The sequence below is a fragment of the Paenibacillus ginsengihumi DSM 21568 genome (assembly GCF_000380965.1).
Lineage (GTDB): Bacteria > Bacillota > Bacilli > Paenibacillales > NBRC-103111 > Paenibacillus_G > Paenibacillus_G ginsengihumi.
The window spans coordinates 1-24,513 of the sequence record NZ_KB905598.1; the positions used below are offsets into that span (position 1 = coordinate 1).

The following is a 24,513-nucleotide window of genomic DNA, read 5'->3' on the forward strand; positions in this document are numbered from 1 at the left end:
TAGCCCAAAATGCCGAAGTAAGGCTGCTCACTTGCGTTAGAATGTCAAATCGATCGTTTCGAGCGAAATAAGCTCTCTGGCTAGCGTTAGCCCGGCAAAACAGCACCCTGGGCTAACGAGCATGAAGAGACTCCACGTCAGCGTTCGAGCTCCGCATTAGCGCGGCCCCTCCCCGGGCACACCCCAGGCGCATGAAGCGACAAATCCTGCAAAAAATGCAACTTTTTCCGGTCTCTTCGCCCTAGAGGAAGGAGAATGTTGTATTTTGTGCAACAATTTAGGGGCGGTTAGCTTCAAATCCGGGAATATCGCCCAAATTGTTGCACTTTTTACAACATTGAGCCGCCAATAGGGGTTATCCCCCCATTTTTGTTGTACAAAATACAACATTTGCTCGCTCTCTTGGGGAACTCTCCGGCGAATTTTCAGGCACCGAAGGTGACGATGACGTAAGGCAGCATTCGTTACAGGCGCTTAAGCTTCATTTTTGCTTTCATCATATAAAACTGCATTGCGGGCTGTCTACTGAAAAATTGCGACAAACGGGCCGGTTTCGCGCTACGATCCGATTTCCAGAAGCGGCTGCGAATATGCTATACTTATATATCGGATTTTACGGAGGAGGAAACCAATTTATGTGCGGCATCACCGGAGTGATGTATTTTGACGACCAGCAACCTGAACAACCGCTGCTGCAAAGCATGACGGACTGCATTGTACACCGGGGGCCGGACGATTTCGGATTTTGGAGCGACCGCCGTATCGGGCTCGGATTCCGGCGGCTGTCCATCATCGATTTGGCGGAAGGGCACCAGCCTCTCTGCAATGAGGACGAGACGGTATGGATCGCGTTCAACGGCGAAATCTACAATTATAAATATTTGCGCAATATGCTTATTGACCGGGGGCATCAGTTTAAAACGCATTCCGACACGGAGGTCATCGTCCATCTGTACGAGGAATTCGGCGAGGAATGCGTGAGACAGCTGCGCGGCATGTTCGGCTTCGTGATCTGGGATCGCAAGCGGGAGAGACTGTTCGGCGCGCGCGACCATTTCGGCATCAAGCCGTTCTATTATTTCCGGGACGGGCGGCAGTTTCTGTTCGGCTCGGAGATCAAGAGCATTCTGGCCGCTGGCGTCGAGCGCTCGATCGATTCGGAAAGCCTGCTGAACTATATGACGTTCCAGTACGTGCCCGAGCCGAATACGATGTTTCGCGGCATCAAGAAGCTGCCACCGGGCCATTATGTGACGGTGTCCCGCGACGGCGACATGGACATTCGCCGCTATTGGGACCCGATGCTGGAGCCGGAGGAGCGCCCATTCGCCGAGTATGTGGAGCAAATCCGCGAAGCTTTGAAGGATTCGGTCATTCATCATATGCAGAGCGACGTGGAGCGGGGCTGCTTCCTGTCGAGCGGCATCGACTCGACGGCGATCGCTGCGCATATGCGGCGCATCGAGCCGATTCGCACGTTCTCGGTCGGCTTCGACGGGCCGAATAATGAGACGGTGATCTCCCGCGAGACGGCCAAGGCGCTCGATACGGAGCATTACGAGAAAATCATCACGCAGGAGGATTATTTCGCGACGCTGCCGAGGGCGGTATGGCATCAGGACGAGCCGGTCGCCGACCCTTCGGCGATCGCGCTGTATCACGTGGCCGAACTGGCCCGCCGGCACGTAACCGTCGTGCTCTCCGGAGAAGGCGCCGACGAACTGTTCGGCGGCTACCGTATCTATAACGAGCCGCTGTCGCTGGCGCCCATCGAGCGGCTGCCGCATTCGCTCAAGCGGCTGCTGCACGCTGTCGCCCGGCTGCTGCCGGAAGGGATGTACGGCCGGGGGTACTTGCTCAGGGGAACGACGCCTCTGGAGGAGCGGTTCCTTGGCAACGCCAAAATTTTCAGCGAGGACATGAAGGCGGAAGTCGTGCGGATGGATCGGGAAATGCTGCGGACGTACCGCAACCCGGTTCAGGTGGCGAAGACGTTTTACGACAAAACCGGTCATCTCGATCCGGTGTCGCGCATGCAGTATATCGATATGAATCTGTGGCTGCCCGGAGACATTCTGATGAAGGCGGACAAAATGACGATGGCTCACTCGCTGGAGCTGCGCGTTCCTTTTCTCGATGTGGAGCTGTACGAGGTTGCCCGGCGCATTCCCGCCAAATACCGGATCGCTGAAGGGACGACGAAGTACATTTTCCGCAAGGCGATGGAGGGCATCATTCCGGATGCGATTCTGCATCGTCCGAAGCTCGGCTTCCCTGTCCCTATGCGCGATTGGCTGAAAGGGGCGGCCGGAGACCGCGTGCTGGAGGAGATCGCGGCCGGCGGCATCGAGGACTATATCCGCATCGAGGCGATGCAAGCGATGCTGAAGAAGCACCGGGACGGTCAAGGCGACTATTCCCGCAGGCTGTGGACGATCTACATGTTCGCCCTGTGGCATGCAACATATATGGAGGACATGTCGGAGAAGGCTTATGCGCGGGCGCTGTAACGCCTTCGCATCCGGATTGTACATATGGACGCCTATGACGGGCCATTTCCTTTGTCATCGGTCGTCACCTGCGGTGTTGAAATTTTTGTCGGCGGATACCGCCAAATTTTCAAGATGGAAGGAGCGGGTTAGGGGATGGGAGAGTATAAGCTGATTGCGCTGGACATGGACGGCACGGTGCTGACGGAGGAAAAGACCATTTCGGAGGAGAACCGTCAGGCGATCCTCGAGGCAGTGAAGTCGGGCGTAACCGTCATGTTCGCTACGGGAAGGGGCATCCAGAGCGCATATCCTTATGTGGAGGAGCTTGGCCTGACGTCGCCGATCGTCACCGTCAACGGCGGCGAGGTATGGAGCAGGCCGGGCGAGTTGTACCGGCGGCGCCCGCTCGATACAGAGCTCGTCTTCCGTCTGCGCGAGCTGGCGCTTCAATACGATACGTGGTACTGGTCTTACTGCGTAAGCGGCGTATTCAACAAGGAGCGGTGGCTGGACGATCGCGAGGCGAACGAGCAAACATGGCTTAAATTCGGTTATTATACGGAAGATACCGATATTTTGGCGGCGATCCGCAAGGAGCTCGAGACTTGGGATCGGTTTGAGCTGACGAATTCGCATCCGTTCAATATCGAGCTGAATCCGAAGGGCGTCAGCAAGGCTAGCGGCTTGCACGACGTGTGCGCCATGCTCGGCATCACGATGTCCCAGGCGATCGCCATGGGCGACAGCCTGAACGATATCGCCATGATCCGCGAGGCGGGGCTCGGCGTGGCGATGGGCAACGCTCAGGACGAAGTGAAGCGTATCGCCGATATCGTAACAGACCGCAACGAGGAGCACGGCGTCGCCAAAGTGATTCGCGAGTACGTATTAAGCTAAGCTAGGCTGGCTTTAGCTGGACGCAACACGAAAGGAGAGGCGTTTTATGGCAACGACAGCATGGATCATCATCGTCGCCTTGTTCGTCGTCGGCATGGCTGGCGCGGTTTATCCGGTGCTGCCCGGAGCGCTGGCGATCTATGCGGCGTTCTTCGTATACGGCTGGATGATCAGCTTCGAGCCGTTCGGAGTATGGTTCTGGCTGTTGCAGACGACGCTGCTCGCGCTGCTGCTCATCGTCGATTATGCGGTGAATGCGCTCGGCGTGAAAAAATTCGGCGGAACGCGGGCCTCCGTCGTCGGCAGCACGATCGGTCTGCTGCTCGGCCCTTTCGTCATTCCGGTGGCCGGCCTGCTGCTCGGCCCGTTCATCGGCGCGGTTGTCGGCGAGCTGCTCGTCGGCACGGAGTTCCGGCAGGCAGTGCGCGCGGGAGTCGGGGCGCTTGTCGGTTTTTTCTCCAGCCTGGTCGTCAAGGTCGGCCTGCAGCTGGTCATGATCGTCCTGTTCATTATTTGGGTCGTCCGCTACTAGGCTAATTGCGCTCATAGGCTATTGCCCGGCTGGACGGACCCGGGAGGAAGAAGGGAACCAGGTTGTCCAAGGATTCGCTTATCAAAGGAACGCTCATCCTCACCCTGGCCGCGCTGGTGGCCAGGGCGCTTGGCGTGGCGCAGCGCATTCCGCTCGTCCACCTGCTCGGGGATTCGGGGATGGCTTCTTATACGATCGCATTCAATATTTATTCGCTGCTGCTTGTCGCGGCGACTGCCGGCATTCCGAGCGCCCTCAGCAAGATGGTGTCCGAGCGGACGGCTCGCGGCGCTTTCGGCGAAGCCGATCGCATATACCGCGCGGCGCTCTGGTTCGCCGCCGCCGCGGGGCTCGTCATGAGCGCGCTGCTCTATGCGCTGGCGCCGCTGTATTTGACGTGGACGGACAATCCGCCGGAGGCGCTGCTGGCGATTCGCGCCATTGCTCCGGCGTTGCTGATGTTCCCGCTGATCGCGATCATGCGCGGCTATTTCCAGGGGCGGCAGCATATGATGCCGAACGGCATCTCGCAGATTGTGGAGCAAATTTTCCGCGTGGCGGTATCGGTTCTGCTCGCTTATGTGCTGCTCGCCTTCGGGCTGGAATGGGCGATCGCGGGCGCTTCGTTCGGCGGCGTCGCAGGGGGCCTCGCCGCGGCGGGCGTTATGCTGTACTTTGCCCGCCGCTTCGCCGCGGCCGACCGCGACGAAAGAGCCGCTTACGCGGCGTCGCATAAGGCGAAGGGACAAGCGGCCGTCGGAGAGGCGGATGCGGGAGCTCCGCTTGCTTACGGCTCCATCTATAAGCAAATGTTTAAGCTGTCGGTGCCGATCGTCATCTTCTCGATGACGGTCACGCTCGTGTATGCCATCGATTCTTCCATTGTCATTCAGCTGCTGAAGGGAGCGCTGGGCGAAGGGGGCGCGACGGAAATTCTCGGCATTTTGGGCGGCCGCGCCCAATCGCTGGCCGGCATTCCGATTATTTTGGCCGTCGCCTTGAGCCAGTCCGTCGTGCCGATTATCTCCTCGGCGCATTCGGTCGGCGATCTGAAGCAGGTCGGCGCGCAGACGGGCAAGGTGCTGCAGCTGTCGCTGCTGACCGGCTTGCCGATGGTGCTCGTTATCTGCGCGGCCGCGCGGCCGATCAACAGCTTTATTTTTGCCAATAAAGCCGGTTCGCCGTGGGTAGATCAGTACGCGGCGCCGATCATCGTCGCGCTGACGGCGAGCGCCGTCTTTCAGATCGTCATGCAGACGTCGGGCGCCGTGCTGATGGGCATGGGCCGGATGAAGCCGCTCATGGCCGGCGTCGCCGTCGGCATCGCCGTCAAGCTGGCGGCCAGCTACGCGCTGGCGCCTTCCTTCGGCATCTACGGCATCATCGGGGCCACGGCGCTCTGCTTCATCATCATGACGGCGATCAACCTGCTCGTGCTGCGCCGGGCGGTCGCGTTCCGCGTGCTGGGAGCGGCCCGCTGGGCCGGCTTGGCCCTGACGACGGCCGTTGTCGCCGCGGCCGCCTTGTTCCTCGACGGCTGGTCGGCGCAAGCAATCCGGCCGTTTAGCAGCCCGCAATGGGACGCGGCGGTTCAAGCGATCATCCAGGCGGGGGCGGCCGGTCTCTTGTATGTGCTGCTGCTGCTTGCGACCCGCACGCTGACGCTCGCCGACCTGGAACGGCTGCCGGGCCCGCTGGGCCGTCTGGCGAAGCCCTTGCTGCGCCGCCTGGGCCGGGCCGGGGCGAAGCAGCGGGGCTCGTAGGCGCCGCCGGCGGTAGCCAGCGCGGCGGGCGGTACCGGTTCCGCCGCGCCGCTGCTTGCCGCTGAGGTCGCGCTGGACTTGGGACGGGAACCGGTATCGAAGCTCCCGGCAGCTGCTGGCGCCGCGCGGAATTTGCATGGCGGCGGCGCTGCCCGGGCCGCTGTGCCGGGCGGAATCCCGTGCCGGCCCCGCCCGGGAGCGCTCCCTATTCCAGCAGGCGCCCGGCCCGCGCCGCCAGCTCGATCGCGCGCAGCCCGGCGGCGTAGGCATCCGTCATATCATACGAAGCAGGCGGCTCGATGTCCGTCATATACTTCAGCGGCGTCAAATCCGCGCACCAGTCGTATTCCTCCGGCACGGCGACCGGGCGGTCGGGCCAGGCGTCGCCGAGCGGAGGGCTGTAGATCGGCGCTGCGCCGGGACGGAGCCGGATGCCGTCCAGCCGCTCTTGCGGCGGCGTTCCGGTTCGGGAGGGGCCCGCTTCTCTGCCCAGGGCAGCGAACCGATGCGGCCAATAGTCCGAGCGAGAGCCTGTATGCTTGCGCTGGGCGGCAAACCGCCGTGCTCCTTCGCGAACAGCGGGAATGGCGAACAAAATGGCATACAGCTTCTTGCCGAATTCGATGCGCTCGCGCAGGCTGGCGAAATTTTCGAGAATGAGTCCGGCCAGACGCGGCGCGCGCTCCTCCGCTTCTTTCCCTTGCGGCAGATCGACGAAGTGATTTTGCTCCGACAAGTACGGAAAAACCACCTGATTCAGCTGCAGCAGCGACTGCGCCCGAAAATACGCCGCTTCCAACACTTCCTCCCGAAATTGGCGATTCCCGACGACCCGCCCCTCGATGTAGCTTTGCTCGTTGACGATGAGCCCGACGGTCAGCAGGACGGGATCGTTGTGCCGCCAGAAGCTTTCCCAGACGAAGCGCATAAACTGCGACACCCCGAACCTCGGCAGCAGATGAAACAGCGGCCGGCCCGCCTTCACGCTCTCCTCGTACAGCAGAAGCTGGGGATAAGCATCGCGAAAAATCAAGGCGTTAGCCCGCTCCAAAAATTCAAAGAGCTGCTCGCGCTGGCGTCCGTCCAATACATGCGGCAACAGCCCGCCCTGCAAATCGGTCATATTCCAGCCGCCGTTGCGTGACACCATGTGTGCCAGGAACGCCCATTCGAGCTCCGGGTTCCGCAGGTGCATGTCCCAATAGGCAGCCGTCCGGCTGACGTTATTGCGGTTGTCGGCATCGCGGCGCCGCATGATGCGATCAACCAGCGCCGTTTCCGCCGGCCCGGCGGGCGGGCTGCCGCCTGACAGCGGCGTGCCGGCCTGCTGCAGCTGGCGCTCCAGCCGCTGTCTCAGCTCGAGCAGCGCCTGCGGCTTCATGCGCAAGCGGGGCGCTGAGGCGAGCTGCACGCTCTCAGCCGCACTCGCCCCCAGAACCGCTTTCGCCCGTCTCAGCGCCTCCCGCGGCAGCTCTGCCAAGCGCCGTAGCCAATGCTTCTCCCGGCCGCCTTTTTCGCTTTGCATGAAGAAATTCCTCCCAGCTAAAAGGATTTTCATGGTATTTGTCGAATCAATTACAGGGTGAAGGTGCGACTTTTTCGTTGCTGATACGTAGAACAATACGTCGGCGGCACTTATTACATCATTTGGAGGTTATCGCGTGAAGAGGAAAAGGTTTTTATCCATGGTAAGCTTTGTCCTCGTCGGAGTGCTCCTGCTGCTTGCGGGATGTCAGCCCGTCGGGGGAATCGACATCAACAAAGTGATGACAAACAGCGCCAATGTGACTTCGTCGCAGAGCAAGCAGACGGTGACTGTCGAGCTGACGAGAGATTTGGCGGCTGCGCTGTCGCCGGAAGAGCAAAAGCTGCTCGATCTGTTCGGCACGGTAAAGTTGAATTTGAGCGACGTCAAAATGCAGGACCTGCAGACGGTTTCGGTCAAAGGCGATTTCGAGTATAAGAAAGGACGCATTCCGTTTACTTTGACGACGGATAATCAGCAATTCGTGATCCAAATCGAAGGGGCTAAGAAGCCGATCGTCTTCAGCAACAGCGTCGCGCTTCACGATACGGATGAGTTCTCCGCAGAGCTTGTGGCCCAGCTGGAGCAGCTGCAGAGCAAAGCGGTCGAGATCGCACCGGCGATCGTATCGTTCTTCGTCACCCATATGCCGAATCCGAGCAAAATCTCCGTTGACAACGCGACGGAGACGGTTAACGGGGAAAGCCTGGCGCTTAAGAAAATCCATGTCGAGGTGAACGGCAGCGAGCTGCCGCAGCTGGTCAAAGGCTTCCTGACCGGCATTTTGGAAGACGAAGCAGGCCTGAAAGAATTTATCGGCCAGCTGTACGACCTGTATGTGCCGATTATTAAAACGGCGATCAAGGAAAGCGGCGAATCGGGCGAAGACGACCCGATGGCCGGCGAAGTGATGCCGTTCCTTGAAAACAAGACGCTGGCCGTCGAGTTCGTGCATACGTTCCTGAAGGAAAATCTGGCGACGCTGCTCGCCTCCTACGACAAGTCGCTGAACGATCTGCTGGCCAACGGCGGCAAAGAGTTCCTGAATGAAAACCAGACGCTCAAAACCGATATTTACGTCGATCAGGATATGATGATCCGCAAGCAGACGATGGAGCTTTCGCTGCTGCTTCCGAACAGCGCAGCAAGCGGAATCAAGAACGTGAAGATTACGAGCGAACAAGAGCAATGGAACATCAACAAGCCGGTTACAGCCGACAAGATCGATACGTCCGGCGGCGTCGTCGAGCTGAGCGACGATACTGCGGGAATTAATCCGAGCCGTCTCGTCGCCGCGCTGGACAAAAATTCTCAGCTTTACAAGCTGCTGAAGGAAGACCTGAACATTACCAAGAAAGAAATTTACATGTCCATGAGCGACGAGTTTGAGGACCCTGCGCTGACGACGAAGCCGTACAATAACGAAGGCACGGTCATGGTGCCGGTGCGCTTCGTCTCCGAAGAGCTCGATGCCGATGTCAAATGGAACGCCGAGCTTCGTCAAGTCACCATTACGGACCCGCTCAGCGGCAACGTCGTCGTCCTGACGATCGACAGCAAGCAAGCGACCGTGAACGGCGCCGCCAAGACACTGGAAAAAGAAGCGGTGCTCATCGAAGGCACGACCTTCGTTCCGGTGCGCTTCGTCTCCGAGAGCCTGGGCGCCGACGTGAAATGGGAGCAGGAAACACAAACGGTCATCATTACCCGGGACTAAGCTTCCGGCAATAAGCTGAACAAAAAGACCACGATTCCGTGGTCTTTTTGTTGTTAACTGCATCAAGCTAAGCTGCTGCCAAATCGTGGCCGCTCATCCTGGAGCGGGCGTTGATACATGCAGTATAACCGGAAATGTACGGGAATATCCGGACGCATGCCCGCATGCGGCGTGATGGAATAGCTTTTCCCACTGTACGGTCCGCCGTCCGTGCCGTGGAGAAGCGTTATTCGCGATGGTCCCCGCCGCCGCTGGACGAGGCGTGGCCTTCGTTTGCGCCGTCCGGCGCTGCCAGGCGGCGTATGGAGGGGAGCCGCCCGGCGCGGGAAGCGGCGTCCCGCAGCAGGTACTCGATATGCGCGTTGACGCTGCGAAATTCGTCCGCGGCCCAGCGCTCAAGCACCTCGTACAGCTTCGGGTCGAGCCGGAGCGGGAAATTTTTCTTGGGGGCCATGGGCTTAAGCGCTTAGTACAGGCTCCCCGTATTGATGACCGGGCTGGCGGAACGGTCAGAGACGATGGCGACAAGCAAATTGTTGATCATGGCTGCTTTGCGCTCCTCGTCGAGCTCGATGACGCCTTCCTGCTGAAGCTGGGCAATCGCCAGCTGCACCATGCCGACGGCTCCTTCCACGATCTTCTGCCGCGCGGCGATGATCGCTACCGCCTGCTGACGCTGCAGCATGGCGCTGGCGATTTCGGTCGAGTACGCCAGATGCGTCAGCCGCGCCTCTATCACTTCCACACCGGCTACCGCCAGCCTCTCCTGCAGCTCCTCCGTCAGCTGCCCGGCAATTTCATCCGCATTGCCGCGCAGCGAATACCCGCTTTCTCCGAACACGTCGTAAGGATATTTGGTTGCGACGTGGCGCAGCGCGGTCTCGCTCTGAATCTCCACGAACTGCTCGTAGTTGTCCACATCGAACGACGCTTTGGCCGAGTCGACGACCCGGAAGACGACGACCGCCGCAATTTCGATCGGGTTGCCGTCGACGTCGTTCACCTTCAGCTTGGCGCTGTTAAAGTTGCGCACGCGCAGCGATACTTTCTGGCGCAAGGTCAGCGGGACGGTCAGCCACAGGCCGCTTTCGCGAATCGAGCCGACGTAGCTGCCGAAGAAGGTGAGAACCATTGCCTGGTTAGGCTGCACGATAGTGATCGCTGTCGAGAACAAGGCGGCCAGGATCAGCAGGGCGACGCCGATAACCGGCGCACCGAATATCAGCAGGGCGATGCCTCCGCCGCAGCATGCGGCGATCAGCAGGATACCAAGGTATCCATTCACTTTCCAGGCATTCTTTTCTTTCATTCTGCATCCACTCCCTATTGTAAAAACTCAATATTGATTTGATATTTATATGATATCACTTTTTGAAATAATTGTAAAGTCCTTCGTATTTCCTTGCGCAAAATAGGCCGCTGCTTTTAACAAGGTTGGCGGCGAACCCGCTAACCGGATCGACGGCACTGCGAGCCGGTATGGCAGCCTGCTTCCGACCGCCGGCGGCAGTGCGCAGGAGAGTCGCAGTTGCGTCAGGGGCCGCAGCAGTAGTGCGGGGAAGGGGAATTGCAGCGGCGCAGGAGCAGGAGTCGCGGCAGTATCGGTGTGAGGGCGAAGCCGAATTCGTGGGCGGTGACAGCAATACCCATAGGGAGCCGCAGCAGTACCCAGAGGAGTCGGGGCGGTGCCCAGGGGGGAGTCGCAGCGATGTCCAGGGGGGAGCCGCAGCAGTACCCAGAGGAGTCGCGGCGGTGCCCAGGGGGGGAGTCGCAGCAGTACCCAGAGAAGTCGCGGCGGTGCCCAGGAGGGAGTCGCAGCGGTATCCGGTTGACAGCGGCAGGTTGGAATGCTATAAGTGGGGGTATCGACAGAGAGTTCACTTATTTTGATCCGAAAGGCGGTGCCTATTCATGGAATATGTCAAAACGGAAGCTCGCTTTAATGAAGCCATCGCCGGCTCCAAGCCGACGATTGCGGTGTTCAAGACGACCTGGTGCAAGGACTGCCATTTTATCGAGCCGTTCATGCCAGAGCTCGTGGAAGCTTACAAGGACAGACTGAACTTCATCCAGATCGACCGCGACGAGCTGCCGGATCTGTGCCAGGAGCTCAACATCCTCGGCATTCCGAGCTTTATCGCTTTCCGCGAGGGCAAGGAGTTGATCCGTTTCGTCAGCAAGCTGCGCAAAACGCGCGAGGAAATCGAGCAGTTCCTGAATCGGGCCGTCGAGGTTGCCGACGCGCTTGCCAAGTGACGGTTTCCAGTTATTGGCTAGTTATTGGAGAGGCTCTTCGGATGCAGCATCAGCCGCTGTCTGGAGAGTCTTTCCTTCATCCCCCTTTAGTATTGCTGTTACTTTCGATGCTTTGTAACATTTCCGCATGGCACAGCCCTTGGCTAAACGTTATAATTGAGAGGATCGGACATGTGATAAAGATCAATACGATATAAAGCGGGTGACAGCATTCTATGAATATGCAGAAGATGTTAAAACGGTTGTCTTTCGCTAGCATGGTCGGCATGTTTCTCATCCTGCTGATGGGAGCGCTCGTCACCAAGACCGAGTCGGGCCGGGGCTGCGGCGACGATTGGCCGCTGTGCAACGGGAGATTCGTTCCGGCTTATACGATCGAGTCCATGATTGAGTACAGCCACCGGTTCGTCGTCGGCGTCGTCGGATTGATTCTGCTCGCCACCATGATTTATACGTTTCGGCACAGCCGGCGCAAGGACGCGAAGTGGTATGTCAGCGGAGCGCTGTTCTTCACGCTGCTGCAGGCGGTGCTCGGAGCGTTGGCGGTCGTCATGCCGCAATCGTCGGCGGTGCTCGCGCTTCACTTCGGCTTCTCGCTCATATCCTTCGCCTTCACGCTGCTGTTGTATTTGGTGTACACCCGTTTCGGACAGGCGATGGAGCAGGGGGACGGGTCGGTTCTTTCCAAAGGGATGCATGTGGCGATCTGGTCCTTGCTTGGTTACTGCTACGTCGTCGTTTATTTGGGCGCGTTCGTACGGCATACGGAAGCATGGGGCGGCTGTGTCGGCTGGCCGCTTTGCAACGGGCAGGTGATCCCGGAGCTTGGCGGAGATACGGGAATCGTATTCGCCCATCGCGTGGCGGCGGCGATATTCGGCATTTTGCTCGGCGTCTTTTACCTGGTAGTGCGGAGTCAGAACCGGGCGAACAGCTCCATGGTGTCTGCGGCGAAATGGTCGTTTATTTTCGTCCTGGCGCAAATCTTAAGCGGCGGCTTGCTGACCGTCTCGATCGGCTCGGACTGGCATCTGGCGACCAGCCTGCTTCATACGCTGCTGATCTCGTGCCTGTTCGGCGTTCAATGCTACACATGCGTGCTTTCCCTACGCAGCCAGACAGCGGAGGGGTCCGTTCAGGCTTACGGAGCTCGTTAGGGCTCGTAAGCCTTTTTTCATCCGATGGCGACATCCTTGCAGCGGCTTAAGGCTGTTTGGAAGGGCTCGGCGTCTAATTGTTGTCTTCTATGATATCGCACAATGGAGGGCTTGCCGCCAATGCTAAGAGGTTTGTTCGGCGAATCGCGCCGCAAAGACGAAGGCCTCCTGTTGGAAGCCAACCGCGCTATTTGCAAGTTTATCAATGAGCTCGAAGCCGTACCGGCCAAGCGGCGGACCGAGGCGCAGCGGCGCTTTCGCGTATGGGCCGACAGCTTTTACCGGGCAATCGACGAGCTGGAGCAGAGCGAATATGCGGCGGTGCAGTATGCCCGTCTGGTCAAGTCGCGCTATGTCGACGAGATGAACCGGGAGGAGAAGGACAATTATAACAGGCATCTGTATTATTACAAAAATGCGCTGATTCGCCTGTTCGCCGTTCTCGACAAGCTCGGCTATTTTATGAACGAAAGTTTGCAGCTCGGGACGGAGCGGATGAAGGCCCGCTTTTCCTACTTCACCGTGCTGCGGAATATGCGTCAGCATAAGCTTCATCCGGGGCTGGGCCTGCCGCTCAATGAAATGAAAGAGCGGTTTCGCGAGCCGGTGTCGCGTCTGCGCAATGTGCGGAATATGGAGATTCATACGATCAACGCCGATCTGCTGGACGATCTGCTGAAGGCCGGGGAGGCCCGCCGCGGCGAAAATCTCCGTACCGAAATCGAGGATATCCCGAAAAATCTCGACGATCTGCGTCAAGGCAGCGAAATGGCGCTGCGGGCGGTTGCCGCCGTGTTCCGTTATTTGCCCCGCAGTTGAAATCGGCCTTCCGAATCCTCTATACTTGACCTATCTTGAAAAATTCGACGAAGTCCTTCGGCGAATTTTTCAACACCGAAGGTGAGACCGACGACGAAGGAATCGTTCGTCTTAGGCGCCCATCTTGAAAATTTGAAGGGGATCTACCTGGAAATTTTCAACACCGAAGGTGACGACCGATGACGAAGAATTTTGTTCGTCATAGGCGCTAATCTCGAAATATCGGTTGACGCTATGGGAGGTAGAAATGCACACGGAACGGAGAGTCGCATTGATCACCGGCAGCGCTCAAGGCCTCGGTAAAATGACGGCGCTTCATCTGGCTGCGCAAGGGATCGATATCGTCGTCAATTATGTGCGCAGCGGGCAGGAGGCTGGCGAGCTGTGCAGCCGCATCGAGCGCCTGGGCGTGCGCAGTCTTGCCATCCAGGGCGATGTAGCAAGCCGGGACGATATGGAAAGACTCGTGCAAGCTGTGTCCGAACGGTTCGGGGGGATCGATATTTTGATCAACAACGCCGGTCCCTTCGTCAGAGAACGCCGATTATTCGGGGAATATGCGCCAGAGGAAATCGACTATTTGATGCGCAGCAATTTGCTTGGGGTGATGCAGCTCGATCATCTCGTGCTGCCTTATATGCGGCGCAGACAGTGGGGACGCATCGTGCATTTTGGCTTCGGGCATGCGTCGGAGGCGCGCGGTTGGCCGCACCGGGCCGTCTATGCCGCCGCCAAGGTAGGGCTCGTGTCGTTCACCAAAACGCTGGCGGTGGAGGAAGCGCCGAACGGCATTACGGTCAATATGGTATGTCCGGGCGATATCCGCGGATCGTACAAGGAAGCGACCATCGAGCAGGCCGCGGGCATGACCGACACGGAGGCTCCCCGCGGGCGGCCGGGCACCGGCGAAGATATCGCGCGGGTCATCGCTTTCCTCTGCGAGGACAAATCGGACTTCCTGACGGGCAATATTGTCGACGTCTCCGGGGGGCTGGACCCGATCCGGGCTATCGTCGCGCGGACAACAAAAGACCCTGAACGGACAGCCGAATAGGCCGCCAGATCAGGGTCGGACTCTCGCATAAAGACCAGATCAAGTCAAAATACTTGGATAACCTCTTGGATTCCTTCGACTTCCTCCAAGAGCGCGCGCTCGATACCAGCCTTCAGCGTAATCGTCGAGCTCGGGCAGCTGCCGCAGGCGCCGATGAGCTTCAGCTTGACGATGCCGTCCTCCACGTCGACCAGTTCGACGTCGCCGCCGTCGCGCTGCAGGAACGGACGCAGCTTATCTAATACTTCAAGCACTTCGTCGTACATCGTGCTTTGTGCATTCTCACTCATTGTTTTCAACTCCCTTCTTATTCATATATTATATTACAATCGGCTTGAAATTAAAATGGTCTGCAAGGTGGCGAGACGAGCGATGAGACCAATCATCGAATTTTGCACGAACAATATGCATCACGGTACCGAAGCTTTGTTCAAGAAGCTTGAGCAAAATCCCGACTACGACGTGATCGAGTACGGCTGTCTCGGCAACTGCGGAGAATGCTACACGTTCCCTTACGTTCTGGTGAACGGAGAGATCGTGGCCGCCTTCACCCCGGAAGAGCTGGAGACCGCCGTGGCAGCGAAGATCAAGGAGATCGAGGAGATGTTCGATCTGCTGGGCGAATAAGGCTGTGGCCGGACCGGAAGGAGTTAGCCCAGATGATGCTTGGACATCCACAGCACGCCGCTCTTCAGCGCCCGCGGCACCATGCCCATAATGACGGTGCGTTTGCCCATCAGTCCGAAGCCGGATTTTTTGCCGAGCGCGCCGAGAACCCCCTTGAGCTTGATTTTGCCGAGCCGGGGGGGTTCGTTCTTCCATACGGCCGTCAGCACTTCGGCCACCTGCTTGCCCTGCGCTTCCGCCGCCTGCCCGCTGGGGGAGAACGGAAGCGCGGCACAGTCGCCGACCACATAGATGTCCGTATAATCGGGCAGCTGATGATATTCGTTGATGACGAGGCGGCCTACGTTATCCTTCGGCAGGTTCAGCGCCTGCACGACCGGGCTTGGCTGTATGCCGGCTGTCCAAACGGTTACGTCGGTTTGGATCTCCTCCTGCTGATTGTGCAGGATATTGCCTTCCAGACGAGTCAGGCAAATATGGGAGCGGAGCTCGATGTCGTGCTCCTGCATCCAGTCCCGGACATAGCGCTGCAGCTTCTCGGGGAAAGGGGACAGAACGCTCGCGCCCCGGTCCAGTATGCGAATGTTCAAGTCCGGCCGGCTTTCCCGCAGCTCCGCCGCCATCTCCACGCCGCTCAGCCCGCCGCCGACGATGGTGACTTGCCCGTACGGAATACAGTTGTTGACATTCAGGAACGTCTGCCGGGAGGACGACATCGTCTGGATGCTGCTCGAATATTCCTGCGCGCCGGGAATATTGTGGTACTTGTCCACACAGCCGAGCGCGATGACCAGCCAGTCGTACGATACCGGATCATCGCCCGCGATTTCCACCAGCTTGCGTTCGGGATCGATGCCCGTCACTTCTCCGTATTTCAGGATAAGCCGCGGATCGACCGGAAACTGGACCCGCAGCTCGATGTCCGCGACGGTGCCGGCGGCCAGCGCGTAATATTCCGTCTTGAGCCCTTGATAAGGCATCCGGTCGATCATGATGATGACCGTATCCGCGGGCAAGTCCTTGTCCAGCAGCGTCTTGGCGACGGTCAGGCCGCCGTAGCCTCCGCCGAGAATAACGAGTTTTTTCATACCCATAGGCGTACCCTTTCTGCTGCAAAATAAAAATTATTCGAAAACCTTAAGCTCGTTATAGAAGGTGTCGCGCTCCACCGGGATGCGGCCGGCTCCCTTGATCAGCCAGATCAGCTCGTCCTTGGTCACACCTTCGGGCGAAGTCGCTCCCGCCGCATGCGAAATGCGTTCCTGGATGATCGTGCCGTGAGCGTCCGATGCCCCGAAGCTGAAGGCGAGCTGCGTCATTTTGATGCCGATATTGATGAAGTAAGCTTTGATATGCGGGAAATTGTCCAGCATGAGCCGGCTGATCGCGATTGTCTTCAGCTCGTCGAACGCGGGAACGCGGCGTTTGATGCTGGCGTTGACGCTTGCCGGCTGAACCGAGTTCGGAATAAACACCATGAAGCCGCCGGTCTCGTCCTGCAGCTCGCGAAGCTGGATCATATGCTGAATGCGTTCTTCCATCGTCTCGATGGCCCCGTACAGCATCGTTGCATGCGTCTTCATGCCGAGCTGGTGCGCCGTGCGGTGCACCTCCAGCCATTCATCCGTCGACGCCTTGTCTTTCAGACGCATTTTTTTACGGTAACGATCGGACAAAATTTCGGCGCCGCCGCCGGGAAGCGTCTCGAGCCCGGCCTCCATCAGCGTTTGCAGCACTTCTTTATAGCTTAACCCGCTAATCCGGGAAAAAAACTCGATCTCCGCCGCTGTATGCGCTTTGATCGTCACTTGCGGGTAATGGCGCTTGAGCGTGCGGATGCAATCGACGTAATAATCGAAGGGGACGTGCGGATTATGCCCTTGGCTAATATGGAATTCCCGCATTTCGGGGTGATAATGCTTGGCGACGAATTCCAGCATCTGATCCGGCGTAAGCGTGTAGGCTCCATCTTCCCCCTCGTCGCGGCGGAAGTGGCAGAACGCACAGTGCTCCTCGCACACGTTGGTGAAGTAGAGGCTCATATTTTGCACAAAATATACTTTCTTGCCGTTGAGGCGGCGGTTCACCCGGTCGGCCAGGTGCCCGATCATCGGCAAATCGTCCGATTCATACAGAAACAGTCCGTCCTCCAGCGTCAATCGTTCACCGTGTTCCACTTTGTCGGCGATCTCAGCCATTCGCCGATCCGGGTTGCTGATGGTGGTCAGGCTCACAGTAAAGCACCTCCAGGAATTGTTGCTGCTTCCCGCTGCGCCAGCGTGAAAGCAGGGAAATCGCTGCTGTCAACGTGTGCGGCCGGCGACCTGGAAGGGAACGGGCCAAGCACGGTTAGCGGGTCCTGCATGCGGACATCGACAGCAGCTTGTGAAAGCAAGCACATGCGTGTGCGGCAGTTGTTGAGAAATCGTACAATCCTATTCATTATAATCCTGTTGTCCGCAAGGGGCAATGCTTATTTGTGAATCGGATCGCGGAAGAAATGTTCCACAAATTAGGTGAAACCTATTTTCATTAGATGAATTATCTAGTATACTGTTTTCTTGTGAGAATCTAACAGGACGGTGCCAAGGTGCTGATGTCGGTAACGGACGAAATGCATTCAGCGCTTTCGTGCGAAATCGAAAAGGTCAGGGAGCGGATGGTCAGACTGAGCGATCAATTCGGTTTTATGCATCCGGAAGTTCAGAAATGCAGTAAACAATTGGATGAGTTGCTGTTGCGGTTTTACGAGATAGACAAAATGATGAAGCGGCGCTAGCCGCCCTTGAGGAGCATGCAAGAAAGGAGTATACTATAATTAGTAGCTCGTTTCTGGATGCTTTTTTTATTTGAAGGAGGGCTTGGCATGATTCAAATCAGCGAATCGGCTTGCGATAAGATCAAGGAAATGCTCGCTGCGGAAGAGACGCCGAATCTGTTCCTGCGCGTCGGCGTGAAGGCGGGCGGATGCAGCGGTTTCTCCTATGGCATGGGATTTGACGATAGTATGAACGACAACGACAAATCGTTCGAAGTGAACGGACTGAAGGTCGTCGTCGACGAAGACAGCGCCAAATATTTGTACGGCGTGGAGATCGACTTCAAGGACGCCGGCATGGGCGGCGGCTTCACCATTCATAACCCGAACGCCGTCGCTACCTGCGGCTGCGGCCAATCGTTCCGGACCAGGGAAGAGGACGAGGCGCTGGCTCAGCCTTGCGAGGATTGAGCGTTCGCCTGGACGGCAGCCTGACCGGAGGGTTGCGGATAACACCGGCTGAAAGGCGGATGATCGGCTCCGGCCGCTGAACGTTAACGACCCTCAATACGGCATTTCCGGGCTGCGGCTGTCGGCCTCCTGACGGAATGGGATAATTCGACAGGAGGCATTTTATATGCGCTATAAAGAACACGGGAACGGCGTATCCCAAGCGGCAAGCGCGCGAATCTGACGGCAGTCCCCGCAGCTTGCGTTTGATCAGGCGCTCGATCTCGTCGTCGGCGACGGGAACCGGCAGCATTTTCCGGGCGAAAGTTCGAGAGTCTGCCGGCTGAGTAAGTTCTATCGCAGCTAAGTATAGGTCATCCTTGGCAAGGAGGACCTGGCCGAAGGCAAAATTTCTCTTTCTTTTTATTCATTATTATATTATAATAATTCTAAATAAAGCTTCTGCATCTCCAAAAAACGAATATCACCGGCGTGAAACCTACTCGCTTTAACATGCTGCTCCTTTTCGGAGCAGCATGTGTCGTTTTAAGGGGTGTAATAATGGGATTCATTATCAATGGAAAAGGAGAGATGAAGATGAGCCAGGCGATACATTCGATGAACGATCATAGCAAAGACGAGCGGCTGCGGGCAGGCAGCGAAGCAGGAACAGGCAGGCTCGCCGCATTATGGAGCCGTTACGGGGAAGGGCTGGCGGCGCTGGCAAGCGGCTTGGTTCTCGCGATTGCTTATATGCTGGAGAACACATCGCATTCCTGGGCAGTTGCTCTTTATGTGACGGCATTCATTGTCGGCGGATTCGCCAAAGCGAAGGAAGGCATCCTGACGCTGGTGCAGGAGCGCGATCTCGATGTCAATCTGCTGATGATCGTCGCCGCGATCGGCGCGGCGAGCATCGGGTATTGGACCGAGGGAGCGGTGCTGATCTTTATTTTCTCGCTTAGCGGCGCGCTGGAAACTTATACGATGGACCGCAGCAGCCGGGATATCTCGGCGCTGATGGACCAGAAGCCCGAGACGGGCACGCTGATTGCCGGCGGCGTCGAACGGATTGTTCCGATCGAGGAACTGAAGGCCGGCGATCTTGTTCTCGTCAAGCCCGGCGAACGGATTCCGACGGACGGCGTCGTGACGGACGGAGCATCGAATGTGAATCAGGCGTCGATTACGGGAGAATCGATTCCGGTGGACAAGGGGCCGGGCGACGCTGTATACGCGGGAACGTTGAACGGCGCGGGCGCGCTGTACGTGCAGGTAAGCCAGACGAGCGAATCGACAATGTTCGCGAAAATCATCCGGCTCGTCCAGGAAGCGCAAAGCGAGAAGCCGGCTTCCCAGCGGTTTATGGAGCGCTTCGAACGTATTTATGCGCGGGCGATTCTGCTCGTCTCGCTGCTTCTCATCGCGGTTCCGCCGCTGTTCTTGCAAATGTCATGGGAGCAGGCGTTCTACAAAGCGATGGTGTTTCTTGTCGTTGCGTCCCCGTGCGCGCTCGTCGCTTCGATCATGCCCGCGATGCTGTCGGCGATCTCCAGCGGCGCCAGGAAGGGCGTGCTGTTCAAAGGCGGAGCGCACCTGGAAAATCTCGCGAACGTCAAGGTCGTCGCCTTCGACAAGACCGGCACGCTAACGCTGGGCAAGCCGGTTGTCACCGATATCGTCGCTTTCGGGGACTATTCGGAGGACGAGGCGCTCGCTATCGCTGCATCGCTGGAAAGCTTGTCCGGCCACCCGCTGGCCAAAGCGATCGTTCTCGCCGCGCAGGAGCGGGGATTGCCGTTGGAGAAGCCTTCCGAATTCAGCTCCCTTACCGGGCGCGGGCTGCAAGCCAGACTGGGCGGCGAACTGTGGACGATTGGCAAGGCCGCCATGCTGGGAGAGAGCAGCCGCCTGGAACGAATCTTGGAGACGATCGAGCGGCTGGAGGGCGAAGGGAAGACCGTATCGGTGCTTATGAACGAACGAGGCGCGGCAGCCGTATTCGCCCTGCGCGACCAAATCCGTCCGGAAGCAAGGCGCGCCATTGCCCGGCTGAAGAAGCTCGGCATTGAGGTCGCTATGCTGACCGGCGATCAGGCGCGAACGGCGCGCTCCATTGCCGAGGAACTGAGCGTAGACCGCGTATATGCCGATCTGCTGCCGGAGGACAAGGTAGCGCGGCTGAAGGAGCTGAAGCGGGATTGCGGCCCGGTCGCTATGGTCGGCGACGGAGTGAACGACGCTCCCGCTTTGGCGACAGCGAGCGTCGGCATCGCGATGGGGGCGGCCGGCAGCGATGCCGCTCTGGAGACGGCGGATCTCGTGCTCATGAACGACGACATTGGCCGCATCGCGGATGCGATCGCGCTTGGCAAGCGCACGAGAACAATCATCAGGCAAAATATGGCGTTCGCCTTGACCGTTATCGTTGCGCTGATCGCAGCCAACTTCGTTCAAGGAATCGCGCTGCCGCTAGGCGTCGTAGGACATGAGGGGAGCACGATTCTCGTCATTCTGAACGGTCTCAGGCTGCTCGGCTACCGGGCAGGCGAATAAAGCGGAGAGGGCATGGAAAGCGGAAGCGGGTGTCAACACCGAAGGTGACGACCGATGGCGAAGTTTTGGCTCGTCATAGGCGTCTATCTTGATAAATTCGACGAAGTCCTTCGGCGAATTTATCAACACCGAAGGTGACGACCGATGGCGAAGTTTTGGCTCGTCATAGGCGTCTATCAGACAATACCGCAGACGCTTTTTATGCCCTTGATTTTATTCTCGAATACGTTATAATGATGATAATGATTATCGTTATTATACGGTAGAGGAGATTCGAGGATGGACCTGCTGCTTCCGATCATGACTGTTCTGCTGATTGCGGTTGGCGCTTTCTGCCTGTTCACTGCGATGGACAACGCGGACCGGCTGCGTTTGAACCGCAAGAAGGGCTTGACCGATCGCCGCTTCGCTGATGAGATGGCTGCTGCGGGACTGGCCTGGAAGTCGAGAGAATAGATCGGAGTATCGAGCCTTCGGGCAGTTTGCGATACCGTTAGCGAATATAACGATGTTAAGATGCCGCCTCTAAAGGCGGCTTTACTGTTTTGTGGCCGTTCTTTCTTGGCGTCACTGTCTGTATGTCTGTACCAGCAAAACTGCCGCTAGTCGCGGCCGCCCATCTGGTGAAGGGGCTCCCGAGCGAAGCTTCTCTTCATGCTTGTTAGCAATGCTCGCCAGCCTAGGGGGCTGTTTTGCCAGGCAACTTGGACCCTAAGCTAACGCTGGCCACAGAGCTTATTTCCCTCGAAACAACCGATTTGAAATTGTAACGCAAGTGAGAGGCCTTATTTGGCATCTTGGGCTGCCAGATTCAGCGTTTCTGACCAAATAGCGCTGCTCAGTTTCGCTAGATTGTAAAAAAGGTACGTTTCAGCAAAATAGCGTTTGTCACTAGCGTTACAGATCTGCAAGCTCAAGCTCAGACAGGAGGACAGAAGGGAACCGCCAATGAACGAGACGATCATCACAATCCGAGCGCTGAAATACGGGAATACGCCGCATTACGAATGGCAGTCGAAGCTGCTGGAGCAGACGGACAAGCATCTCTTCGTCTTGAGCGAGCAGGGGCGCAAGCTGCGCCACCATACGAAGGGAAACATATTTACCGTCCCGCACCGGACGATCGAGTTTTTCTCCGGCGAGCATTGGTTTACGGTCAGCGCCGATATCGCGGATGGAGGCATTCGCCAATACTATTGCAACATCAATGAGCCGGCCAAGCGGAGCGGAGACGTGGTGACATTCGTCGACCTGGACCTCGATCTGGTGCAGCAGGATGGCGTATGGAAGGTCGTCGACGAAGACGAATTTGCGCAAAATGCGCAGCGCCTGTCCTATCCCGAGAAGCTGGTGCAAAGAGCGAGAGAGGAGCTGGCGAGCTTGCAGCGGCGCATCGAAGAGCGGAAGTTTCCTTTCGACGGAACGATCGAGCGTTATATAGAAAAAATCGGAAAATGACGGGTCGAAGTTGAATGGCCGATGAAGATGACGATGAAGAAGACGGCGATGCCGCAGCGGACATGCCCACCAACCGAGCTTGTACGAAACCAACCAATCTTGTACGAAACCAATCGATCTTGCAGCGGCGGACGATATGGATTAGCGGCGCACTGCGTGGCGAAACGGACCGTTGCCCGCCTGGGGGAAGCGCGGTTACACTTAGGCTAGATGTTTGTGGCAAATAACGCTTTTGTGACAAATAACGCCAGGGAAGAGCCAGGGGGAAACGGAATGAAAGCATTGTTGGTCGGGCTGGGCGCCGCGGGGGTCGGCTGGCTGAAAAAGCTGGAGAACGCAGGCGATATGGCCATCGCCGTCGTGGAGCCGAACGAGAGCCGGCAAAGCTTGCTGCACGGCAAAGGCATTCCATTCTACCGTTCGCTTACAGAGGCGATCGAACGGGAGAAGCCGGATTTTCTCGTCAATGTGACGCCGCCCTTCGTGCATTCGCAGGTCAATCATACCGCCTTTGATTATCGGCTGCCGGTGTTGTGCGAGAAGCCGATTTCTTTCGATTACGAGGAATCGCAGCAGGTCGTCCGGCGGGCGATTCAGGAGAACATTCCGTTCATGGTGGCCGAAAATTACCGCCGCCATCCGTATGTCCGCAAGCTGAAGCGGCTGTTGGACGAAGGGGCGATCGGCGAGCTGTCGGCGATCGACGCCGTCTTTTACCGGTATCATCAGCGGGAGCGCGCCTATCCGGTCAGCCTGCTTAAAGATATCGCCGTTCACCATCTGGATATGATCCGCTACTTGACCGGACAGGAAGGCAAGCGGATTTTCGCCCGCAATGTCAATCCGCGGGGCAGCTGGGACCGGGAACTGGTCAGCGTGAATTTGTATGTATGGCTGGAGACGGAAGGCGGCATTCCGGTCACGTATACGGGCTCGCTGGCGGCCCGAAGCAGCGCTACGCCGTGGAGCGGCAATTGGCGGGTGGAAGGCACCGAGGGCGCCATCGAGCTGGTCGATAAGGAGCTGACGCTGATAACGAGGAGCGGCGCGGCGAAGGTGGACATGGCCGGCGACCCGCCGGTTACCGACTGCCTGGGCGAATTTCTGGCTTCCTTGAGGGAAGGGCGCGAAGCGGAGACGAGCGGCCGGCAATATTTGCGCACCGAGGCGCTGATGCATTATGCCGAACGATCGAGCGAAGCGGCGGCGATACTGGACGTTCAACTTCCCGACCCGGGGAGGGACCGCTCATGAGCATGCCATGGTCGAAGCGAATGGCGGACGCGGTGCTGCGGCGGTATCCGCTCGTCGCCTTCATGCCGGAGCCGAAGCCTCGGGAGGACTGGAACTATGAGAACGGCTGCATGTTGTCGGCGATGGAGCAGCTGTGGCGGGCGACGGGCGACCCGCGCTATTTCGCTTATATCCGCTCGAACACGGACCGGTTCGTGCAGCCGGACGGCGCGATCAAGACGTATTCCTTGAACGAGTACAATGTGGACCAGGTCAATCAAGGCAAAGTGCTGTTCCTGCTCTACGAGCAGACCGGGGAAGAGAAGTACCGCAAGGCGATCGAGCGGCTGATGACGCAGATGAAGAGCCACCCGCGCACGAGCGAGGGAGGACTGTGGCACAAAAAAATATATCCGTATCAAATGTGGCTTGACGGCGTTTATATGACCTCGCCGCTGCTGGCCGCTTACGCCCGCATGTTCGGGGAACCGGAATGGTACGATATGGCCGCGCACGAAATGTTATTGATGGAACGGCGGGCGCGCGACCCGAAGACCGGCCTGCTGTATCACGGCTGGGACGAAAGCCGGGAGCAGCGCTGGGCGGACAAGGAGACCGGCTGCTCCCCGCACGTCTGGGGCCGGGCCGTCGGCTGGTTCTCGATGGCGGCGGTCGACACGCTCGATTTCCTGCCGCTCGATCATCGGGAGCGGGGGCAGATCGTCGGCGTATTCCACCGGCTCGCGAAAGCGGTTCTCCGCGTGCAGGATGAGGAAACCGGCTTGTGGCGTCAGGTGCTGGATCAGGGCGAGCGGGCCGGCAATTATTGGGAGACGTCGGCATCGGCCATGTTCGTATACGCCTTCGCCAAGGGCGCCCGCATGGGCTACCTCGGGACAGCGTTTGCGGAGGCGGCCCGCATAGGCCACCGCGGACTTGTCGAGCGCTGCATTCATACGGACGCAGGCCGGGAGATATACCTGGACCATACGTGCAAGGTGGCCGGATTGGGCGGGCAGCCTTACCGCGACGGGTCTTACGAATATTATGTCGGCGAACCGACGCGCCGGGACGATCCGAAGGGCGTCGCCCCGTTCATCATGGCCTCGCTCCAAATCGAGGCGTTAGGTTAACGCAAAGCGAAGCCGTCTTTGGCTGGTCCCGGCCAGATATGGATATGGATTCGCGAACCCCGCCACGGACGATCCGTGTATGCGGG

23 protein-coding genes are annotated in these 24,513 nt (G+C 58.2%); 17 read left to right on the top strand and 6 right to left on the bottom strand.

What is annotated here, in order from left to right; translation table 11 throughout:
- The first annotated feature begins 635 nt into the window (after window positions 1-635).
- From asnB to F591_RS0120130, 4 genes are all read left to right on the top strand, one after another.
- Window positions 636-2,510, top strand: coding sequence for an asparagine synthase (glutamine-hydrolyzing) (asnB, locus tag F591_RS0120115; protein WP_019536414.1), 1,875 nt, complete (start codon window positions 636-638; stop codon window positions 2,508-2,510).
- Between the two features lie 135 nt (window positions 2,511-2,645).
- Window positions 2,646-3,389, top strand: a complete 744-nt coding sequence (locus F591_RS0120120; protein ID WP_019536415.1) for a Cof-type HAD-IIB family hydrolase — start codon at window positions 2,646-2,648, stop codon at window positions 3,387-3,389.
- A gap of 46 nt (window positions 3,390-3,435) precedes the next feature.
- Complete coding sequence (locus F591_RS0120125; RefSeq protein WP_019536416.1) at window positions 3,436-3,921, top strand: DUF456 domain-containing protein; 486 nt, start codon at window positions 3,436-3,438, stop codon at window positions 3,919-3,921.
- Window positions 3,922-3,983: 62 nt separating this feature from the next.
- The gene (locus F591_RS0120130; protein ID WP_019536417.1) at window positions 3,984-5,684 is read left to right on the top strand and encodes a putative polysaccharide biosynthesis protein; all 1,701 of its coding nucleotides are present in this window, start codon (window positions 3,984-3,986) and stop codon (window positions 5,682-5,684) included.
- Window positions 5,685-5,889: 205 nt separating this feature from the next.
- Here the strand turns inward: F591_RS0120130 and F591_RS0120135 are convergent, their stop codons facing one another.
- Window positions 5,890-7,209 carry a DUF2515 family protein gene (locus F591_RS0120135; protein ID WP_019536418.1) on the bottom strand — a complete coding sequence of 440 codons (1,320 nt, stop codon included), beginning with the start codon at window positions 7,207-7,209 and terminating at the stop codon, window positions 5,890-5,892.
- Between the two features lie 160 nt (window positions 7,210-7,369).
- On the opposite strand from F591_RS0120135, the gene F591_RS0120140 reads away from it, so the two are divergent.
- On the top strand, window positions 7,370-8,926 hold the full coding sequence (locus tag F591_RS0120140) for a copper amine oxidase N-terminal domain-containing protein (RefSeq protein ID WP_019536419.1): 1,557 nt from the start codon (window positions 7,370-7,372) through the stop codon (window positions 8,924-8,926).
- Between the two features lie 226 nt (window positions 8,927-9,152).
- On the opposite strand, the gene F591_RS0120145 is transcribed toward F591_RS0120140, so the two are convergent.
- Together F591_RS0120145 and F591_RS0120150 are read right to left on the bottom strand one after the other, a co-directional pair.
- A complete protein-coding gene (locus tag F591_RS0120145; RefSeq protein WP_019536420.1) occupies window positions 9,153-9,380 on the bottom strand; it encodes a type II toxin-antitoxin system antitoxin in 228 nt (75 codons plus the stop codon).
- A gap of 12 nt (window positions 9,381-9,392) precedes the next feature.
- Window positions 9,393-10,235: an SPFH domain-containing protein gene (locus F591_RS0120150; protein ID WP_019536421.1), complete on the bottom strand. Its 843-nt coding sequence runs from the start codon at window positions 10,233-10,235 to the stop codon at window positions 9,393-9,395.
- 602 nt (window positions 10,236-10,837) lie between these two features.
- Here F591_RS0120150 and F591_RS0120160 point away from each other — a divergent pair.
- The 4 genes from F591_RS0120160 to F591_RS0120175 all read left to right on the top strand — a co-directional run bounded on the left by F591_RS0120160 (window position 10,838) and on the right by F591_RS0120175 (window position 14,212).
- Window positions 10,838-11,182, top strand: a complete 345-nt coding sequence (locus F591_RS0120160) for a thioredoxin family protein (protein ID WP_019536422.1) — start codon at window positions 10,838-10,840, stop codon at window positions 11,180-11,182.
- Between the two features lie 215 nt (window positions 11,183-11,397).
- A complete protein-coding gene (locus F591_RS0120165; RefSeq protein ID WP_019536423.1) occupies window positions 11,398-12,339 on the top strand; it encodes a COX15/CtaA family protein in 942 nt (313 codons plus the stop codon).
- 120 nt (window positions 12,340-12,459) lie between these two features.
- Window positions 12,460-13,158, top strand: coding sequence for a Cthe_2314 family HEPN domain-containing protein (locus tag F591_RS0120170; RefSeq protein ID WP_019536424.1), 699 nt, complete (start codon window positions 12,460-12,462; stop codon window positions 13,156-13,158).
- 247 nt (window positions 13,159-13,405) lie between these two features.
- Window positions 13,406-14,212 carry an SDR family oxidoreductase gene (locus F591_RS0120175; RefSeq protein ID WP_026326763.1) on the top strand — a complete coding sequence of 269 codons (807 nt, stop codon included), beginning with the start codon at window positions 13,406-13,408 and terminating at the stop codon, window positions 14,210-14,212.
- Between the two features lie 44 nt (window positions 14,213-14,256).
- Here the strand turns inward: F591_RS0120175 and F591_RS0120180 are convergent, their stop codons facing one another.
- Entirely contained in the window at window positions 14,257-14,502 is a 246-nt protein-coding gene (locus F591_RS0120180) for a NifU family protein (protein ID WP_019536426.1), read from the bottom strand.
- 82 nt (window positions 14,503-14,584) lie between these two features.
- Between F591_RS0120180 and F591_RS0120185 the strand changes: the two genes are divergently transcribed.
- On the top strand, window positions 14,585-14,839 hold the full coding sequence (locus F591_RS0120185; protein WP_019536427.1) for a YuzB family protein: 255 nt from the start codon (window positions 14,585-14,587) through the stop codon (window positions 14,837-14,839).
- A gap of 23 nt (window positions 14,840-14,862) precedes the next feature.
- On the opposite strand, the gene F591_RS0120190 is transcribed toward F591_RS0120185, so the two are convergent.
- Window positions 14,863-15,927, bottom strand: coding sequence for an NAD(P)/FAD-dependent oxidoreductase (locus F591_RS0120190; RefSeq protein ID WP_019536428.1), 1,065 nt, complete (start codon window positions 15,925-15,927; stop codon window positions 14,863-14,865).
- A 36-nt stretch (window positions 15,928-15,963) separates the two neighbouring features.
- The gene (gene mqnE / locus F591_RS0120195) at window positions 15,964-17,037 is read right to left on the bottom strand and encodes an aminofutalosine synthase MqnE (protein WP_083935565.1); all 1,074 of its coding nucleotides are present in this window, start codon (window positions 17,035-17,037) and stop codon (window positions 15,964-15,966) included.
- 416 nt (window positions 17,038-17,453) lie between these two features.
- On the opposite strand from mqnE, the gene F591_RS33320 reads away from it, so the two are divergent.
- From F591_RS33320 to F591_RS0120230, 7 genes are all read left to right on the top strand, one after another.
- A complete protein-coding gene (locus F591_RS33320; RefSeq protein WP_281166717.1) occupies window positions 17,454-17,618 on the top strand; it encodes an aspartyl-phosphate phosphatase Spo0E family protein in 165 nt (54 codons plus the stop codon).
- Window positions 17,619-17,705: 87 nt separating this feature from the next.
- Window positions 17,706-18,068 (top strand): iron-sulfur cluster insertion protein ErpA, encoded by a 363-nt coding sequence (gene erpA / locus F591_RS0120205; protein ID WP_019536431.1) that lies wholly within the window; start codon window positions 17,706-17,708, stop codon window positions 18,066-18,068.
- 576 nt (window positions 18,069-18,644) lie between these two features.
- Window positions 18,645-20,603, top strand: coding sequence for a heavy metal translocating P-type ATPase (locus F591_RS0120210; protein ID WP_245581087.1), 1,959 nt, complete (start codon window positions 18,645-18,647; stop codon window positions 20,601-20,603).
- 279 nt (window positions 20,604-20,882) lie between these two features.
- Entirely contained in the window at window positions 20,883-21,059 is a 177-nt protein-coding gene (locus F591_RS31625) for a hypothetical protein (protein WP_019536434.1), read from the top strand.
- A gap of 492 nt (window positions 21,060-21,551) precedes the next feature.
- Window positions 21,552-22,061, top strand: coding sequence for a DUF402 domain-containing protein (locus F591_RS0120220; RefSeq protein WP_019536435.1), 510 nt, complete (start codon window positions 21,552-21,554; stop codon window positions 22,059-22,061).
- 273 nt (window positions 22,062-22,334) lie between these two features.
- Window positions 22,335-23,315: a Gfo/Idh/MocA family protein gene (locus F591_RS0120225; RefSeq protein WP_019536436.1), complete on the top strand. Its 981-nt coding sequence runs from the start codon at window positions 22,335-22,337 to the stop codon at window positions 23,313-23,315.
- Window positions 23,312-24,427, top strand: a complete 1,116-nt coding sequence (locus tag F591_RS0120230) for a glycoside hydrolase family 88/105 protein (protein ID WP_019536437.1) — start codon at window positions 23,312-23,314, stop codon at window positions 24,425-24,427. The genes F591_RS0120225 and F591_RS0120230 overlap by 4 nt, the downstream gene beginning before the upstream one ends.
- Window positions 24,428-24,513: the final 86 nt, after the last annotated feature.

Excerpts from the sequence above, each read along its gene's own strand:
- asnB (WP_019536414.1), top strand. The coding sequence starts at position 636 with ATGTGCGGCATCACCGGAGTGATGTATTTTGACGACCAGCAACCTGAA.
- F591_RS0120120 (WP_019536415.1), top strand. The coding sequence starts at position 2,646 with ATGGGAGAGTATAAGCTGATTGCGCTGGACATGGACGGCACGGTGCTG.
- F591_RS0120125 (WP_019536416.1), top strand. The coding sequence starts at position 3,436 with ATGGCAACGACAGCATGGATCATCATCGTCGCCTTGTTCGTCGTCGGC.
- F591_RS0120135 (WP_019536418.1), bottom strand. The coding sequence starts at position 7,209 with ATGCAAAGCGAAAAAGGCGGCCGGGAGAAGCATTGGCTACGGCGCTTG.
- F591_RS0120140 (WP_019536419.1), top strand. The coding sequence starts at position 7,370 with ATGGTAAGCTTTGTCCTCGTCGGAGTGCTCCTGCTGCTTGCGGGATGT.
- F591_RS0120145 (WP_019536420.1), bottom strand. The coding sequence starts at position 9,380 with ATGGCCCCCAAGAAAAATTTCCCGCTCCGGCTCGACCCGAAGCTGTAC.
- F591_RS0120150 (WP_019536421.1), bottom strand. The coding sequence starts at position 10,235 with ATGAAAGAAAAGAATGCCTGGAAAGTGAATGGATACCTTGGTATCCTG.
- F591_RS0120160 (WP_019536422.1), top strand. The coding sequence starts at position 10,838 with ATGGAATATGTCAAAACGGAAGCTCGCTTTAATGAAGCCATCGCCGGC.
- F591_RS0120165 (WP_019536423.1), top strand. The coding sequence starts at position 11,398 with ATGAATATGCAGAAGATGTTAAAACGGTTGTCTTTCGCTAGCATGGTC.
- F591_RS0120170 (WP_019536424.1), top strand. The coding sequence starts at position 12,460 with ATGCTAAGAGGTTTGTTCGGCGAATCGCGCCGCAAAGACGAAGGCCTC.
- F591_RS0120175 (WP_026326763.1), top strand. The coding sequence starts at position 13,406 with ATGCACACGGAACGGAGAGTCGCATTGATCACCGGCAGCGCTCAAGGC.
- F591_RS0120180 (WP_019536426.1), bottom strand. The coding sequence starts at position 14,502 with ATGAGTGAGAATGCACAAAGCACGATGTACGACGAAGTGCTTGAAGTA.
- F591_RS0120185 (WP_019536427.1), top strand. The coding sequence starts at position 14,585 with ATGAGACCAATCATCGAATTTTGCACGAACAATATGCATCACGGTACC.
- F591_RS0120190 (WP_019536428.1), bottom strand. The coding sequence starts at position 15,927 with ATGAAAAAACTCGTTATTCTCGGCGGAGGCTACGGCGGCCTGACCGTC.
- mqnE (WP_083935565.1), bottom strand. The coding sequence starts at position 17,037 with ATGGCTGAGATCGCCGACAAAGTGGAACACGGTGAACGATTGACGCTG.
- F591_RS33320 (WP_281166717.1), top strand. The coding sequence starts at position 17,454 with ATGCATTCAGCGCTTTCGTGCGAAATCGAAAAGGTCAGGGAGCGGATG.
- erpA (WP_019536431.1), top strand. The coding sequence starts at position 17,706 with ATGATTCAAATCAGCGAATCGGCTTGCGATAAGATCAAGGAAATGCTC.
- F591_RS0120210 (WP_245581087.1), top strand. The coding sequence starts at position 18,645 with ATGAGCCAGGCGATACATTCGATGAACGATCATAGCAAAGACGAGCGG.
- F591_RS31625 (WP_019536434.1), top strand. The coding sequence starts at position 20,883 with ATGGACCTGCTGCTTCCGATCATGACTGTTCTGCTGATTGCGGTTGGC.
- F591_RS0120220 (WP_019536435.1), top strand. The coding sequence starts at position 21,552 with ATGAACGAGACGATCATCACAATCCGAGCGCTGAAATACGGGAATACG.
- F591_RS0120225 (WP_019536436.1), top strand. The coding sequence starts at position 22,335 with ATGAAAGCATTGTTGGTCGGGCTGGGCGCCGCGGGGGTCGGCTGGCTG.
- F591_RS0120230 (WP_019536437.1), top strand. The coding sequence starts at position 23,312 with ATGAGCATGCCATGGTCGAAGCGAATGGCGGACGCGGTGCTGCGGCGG.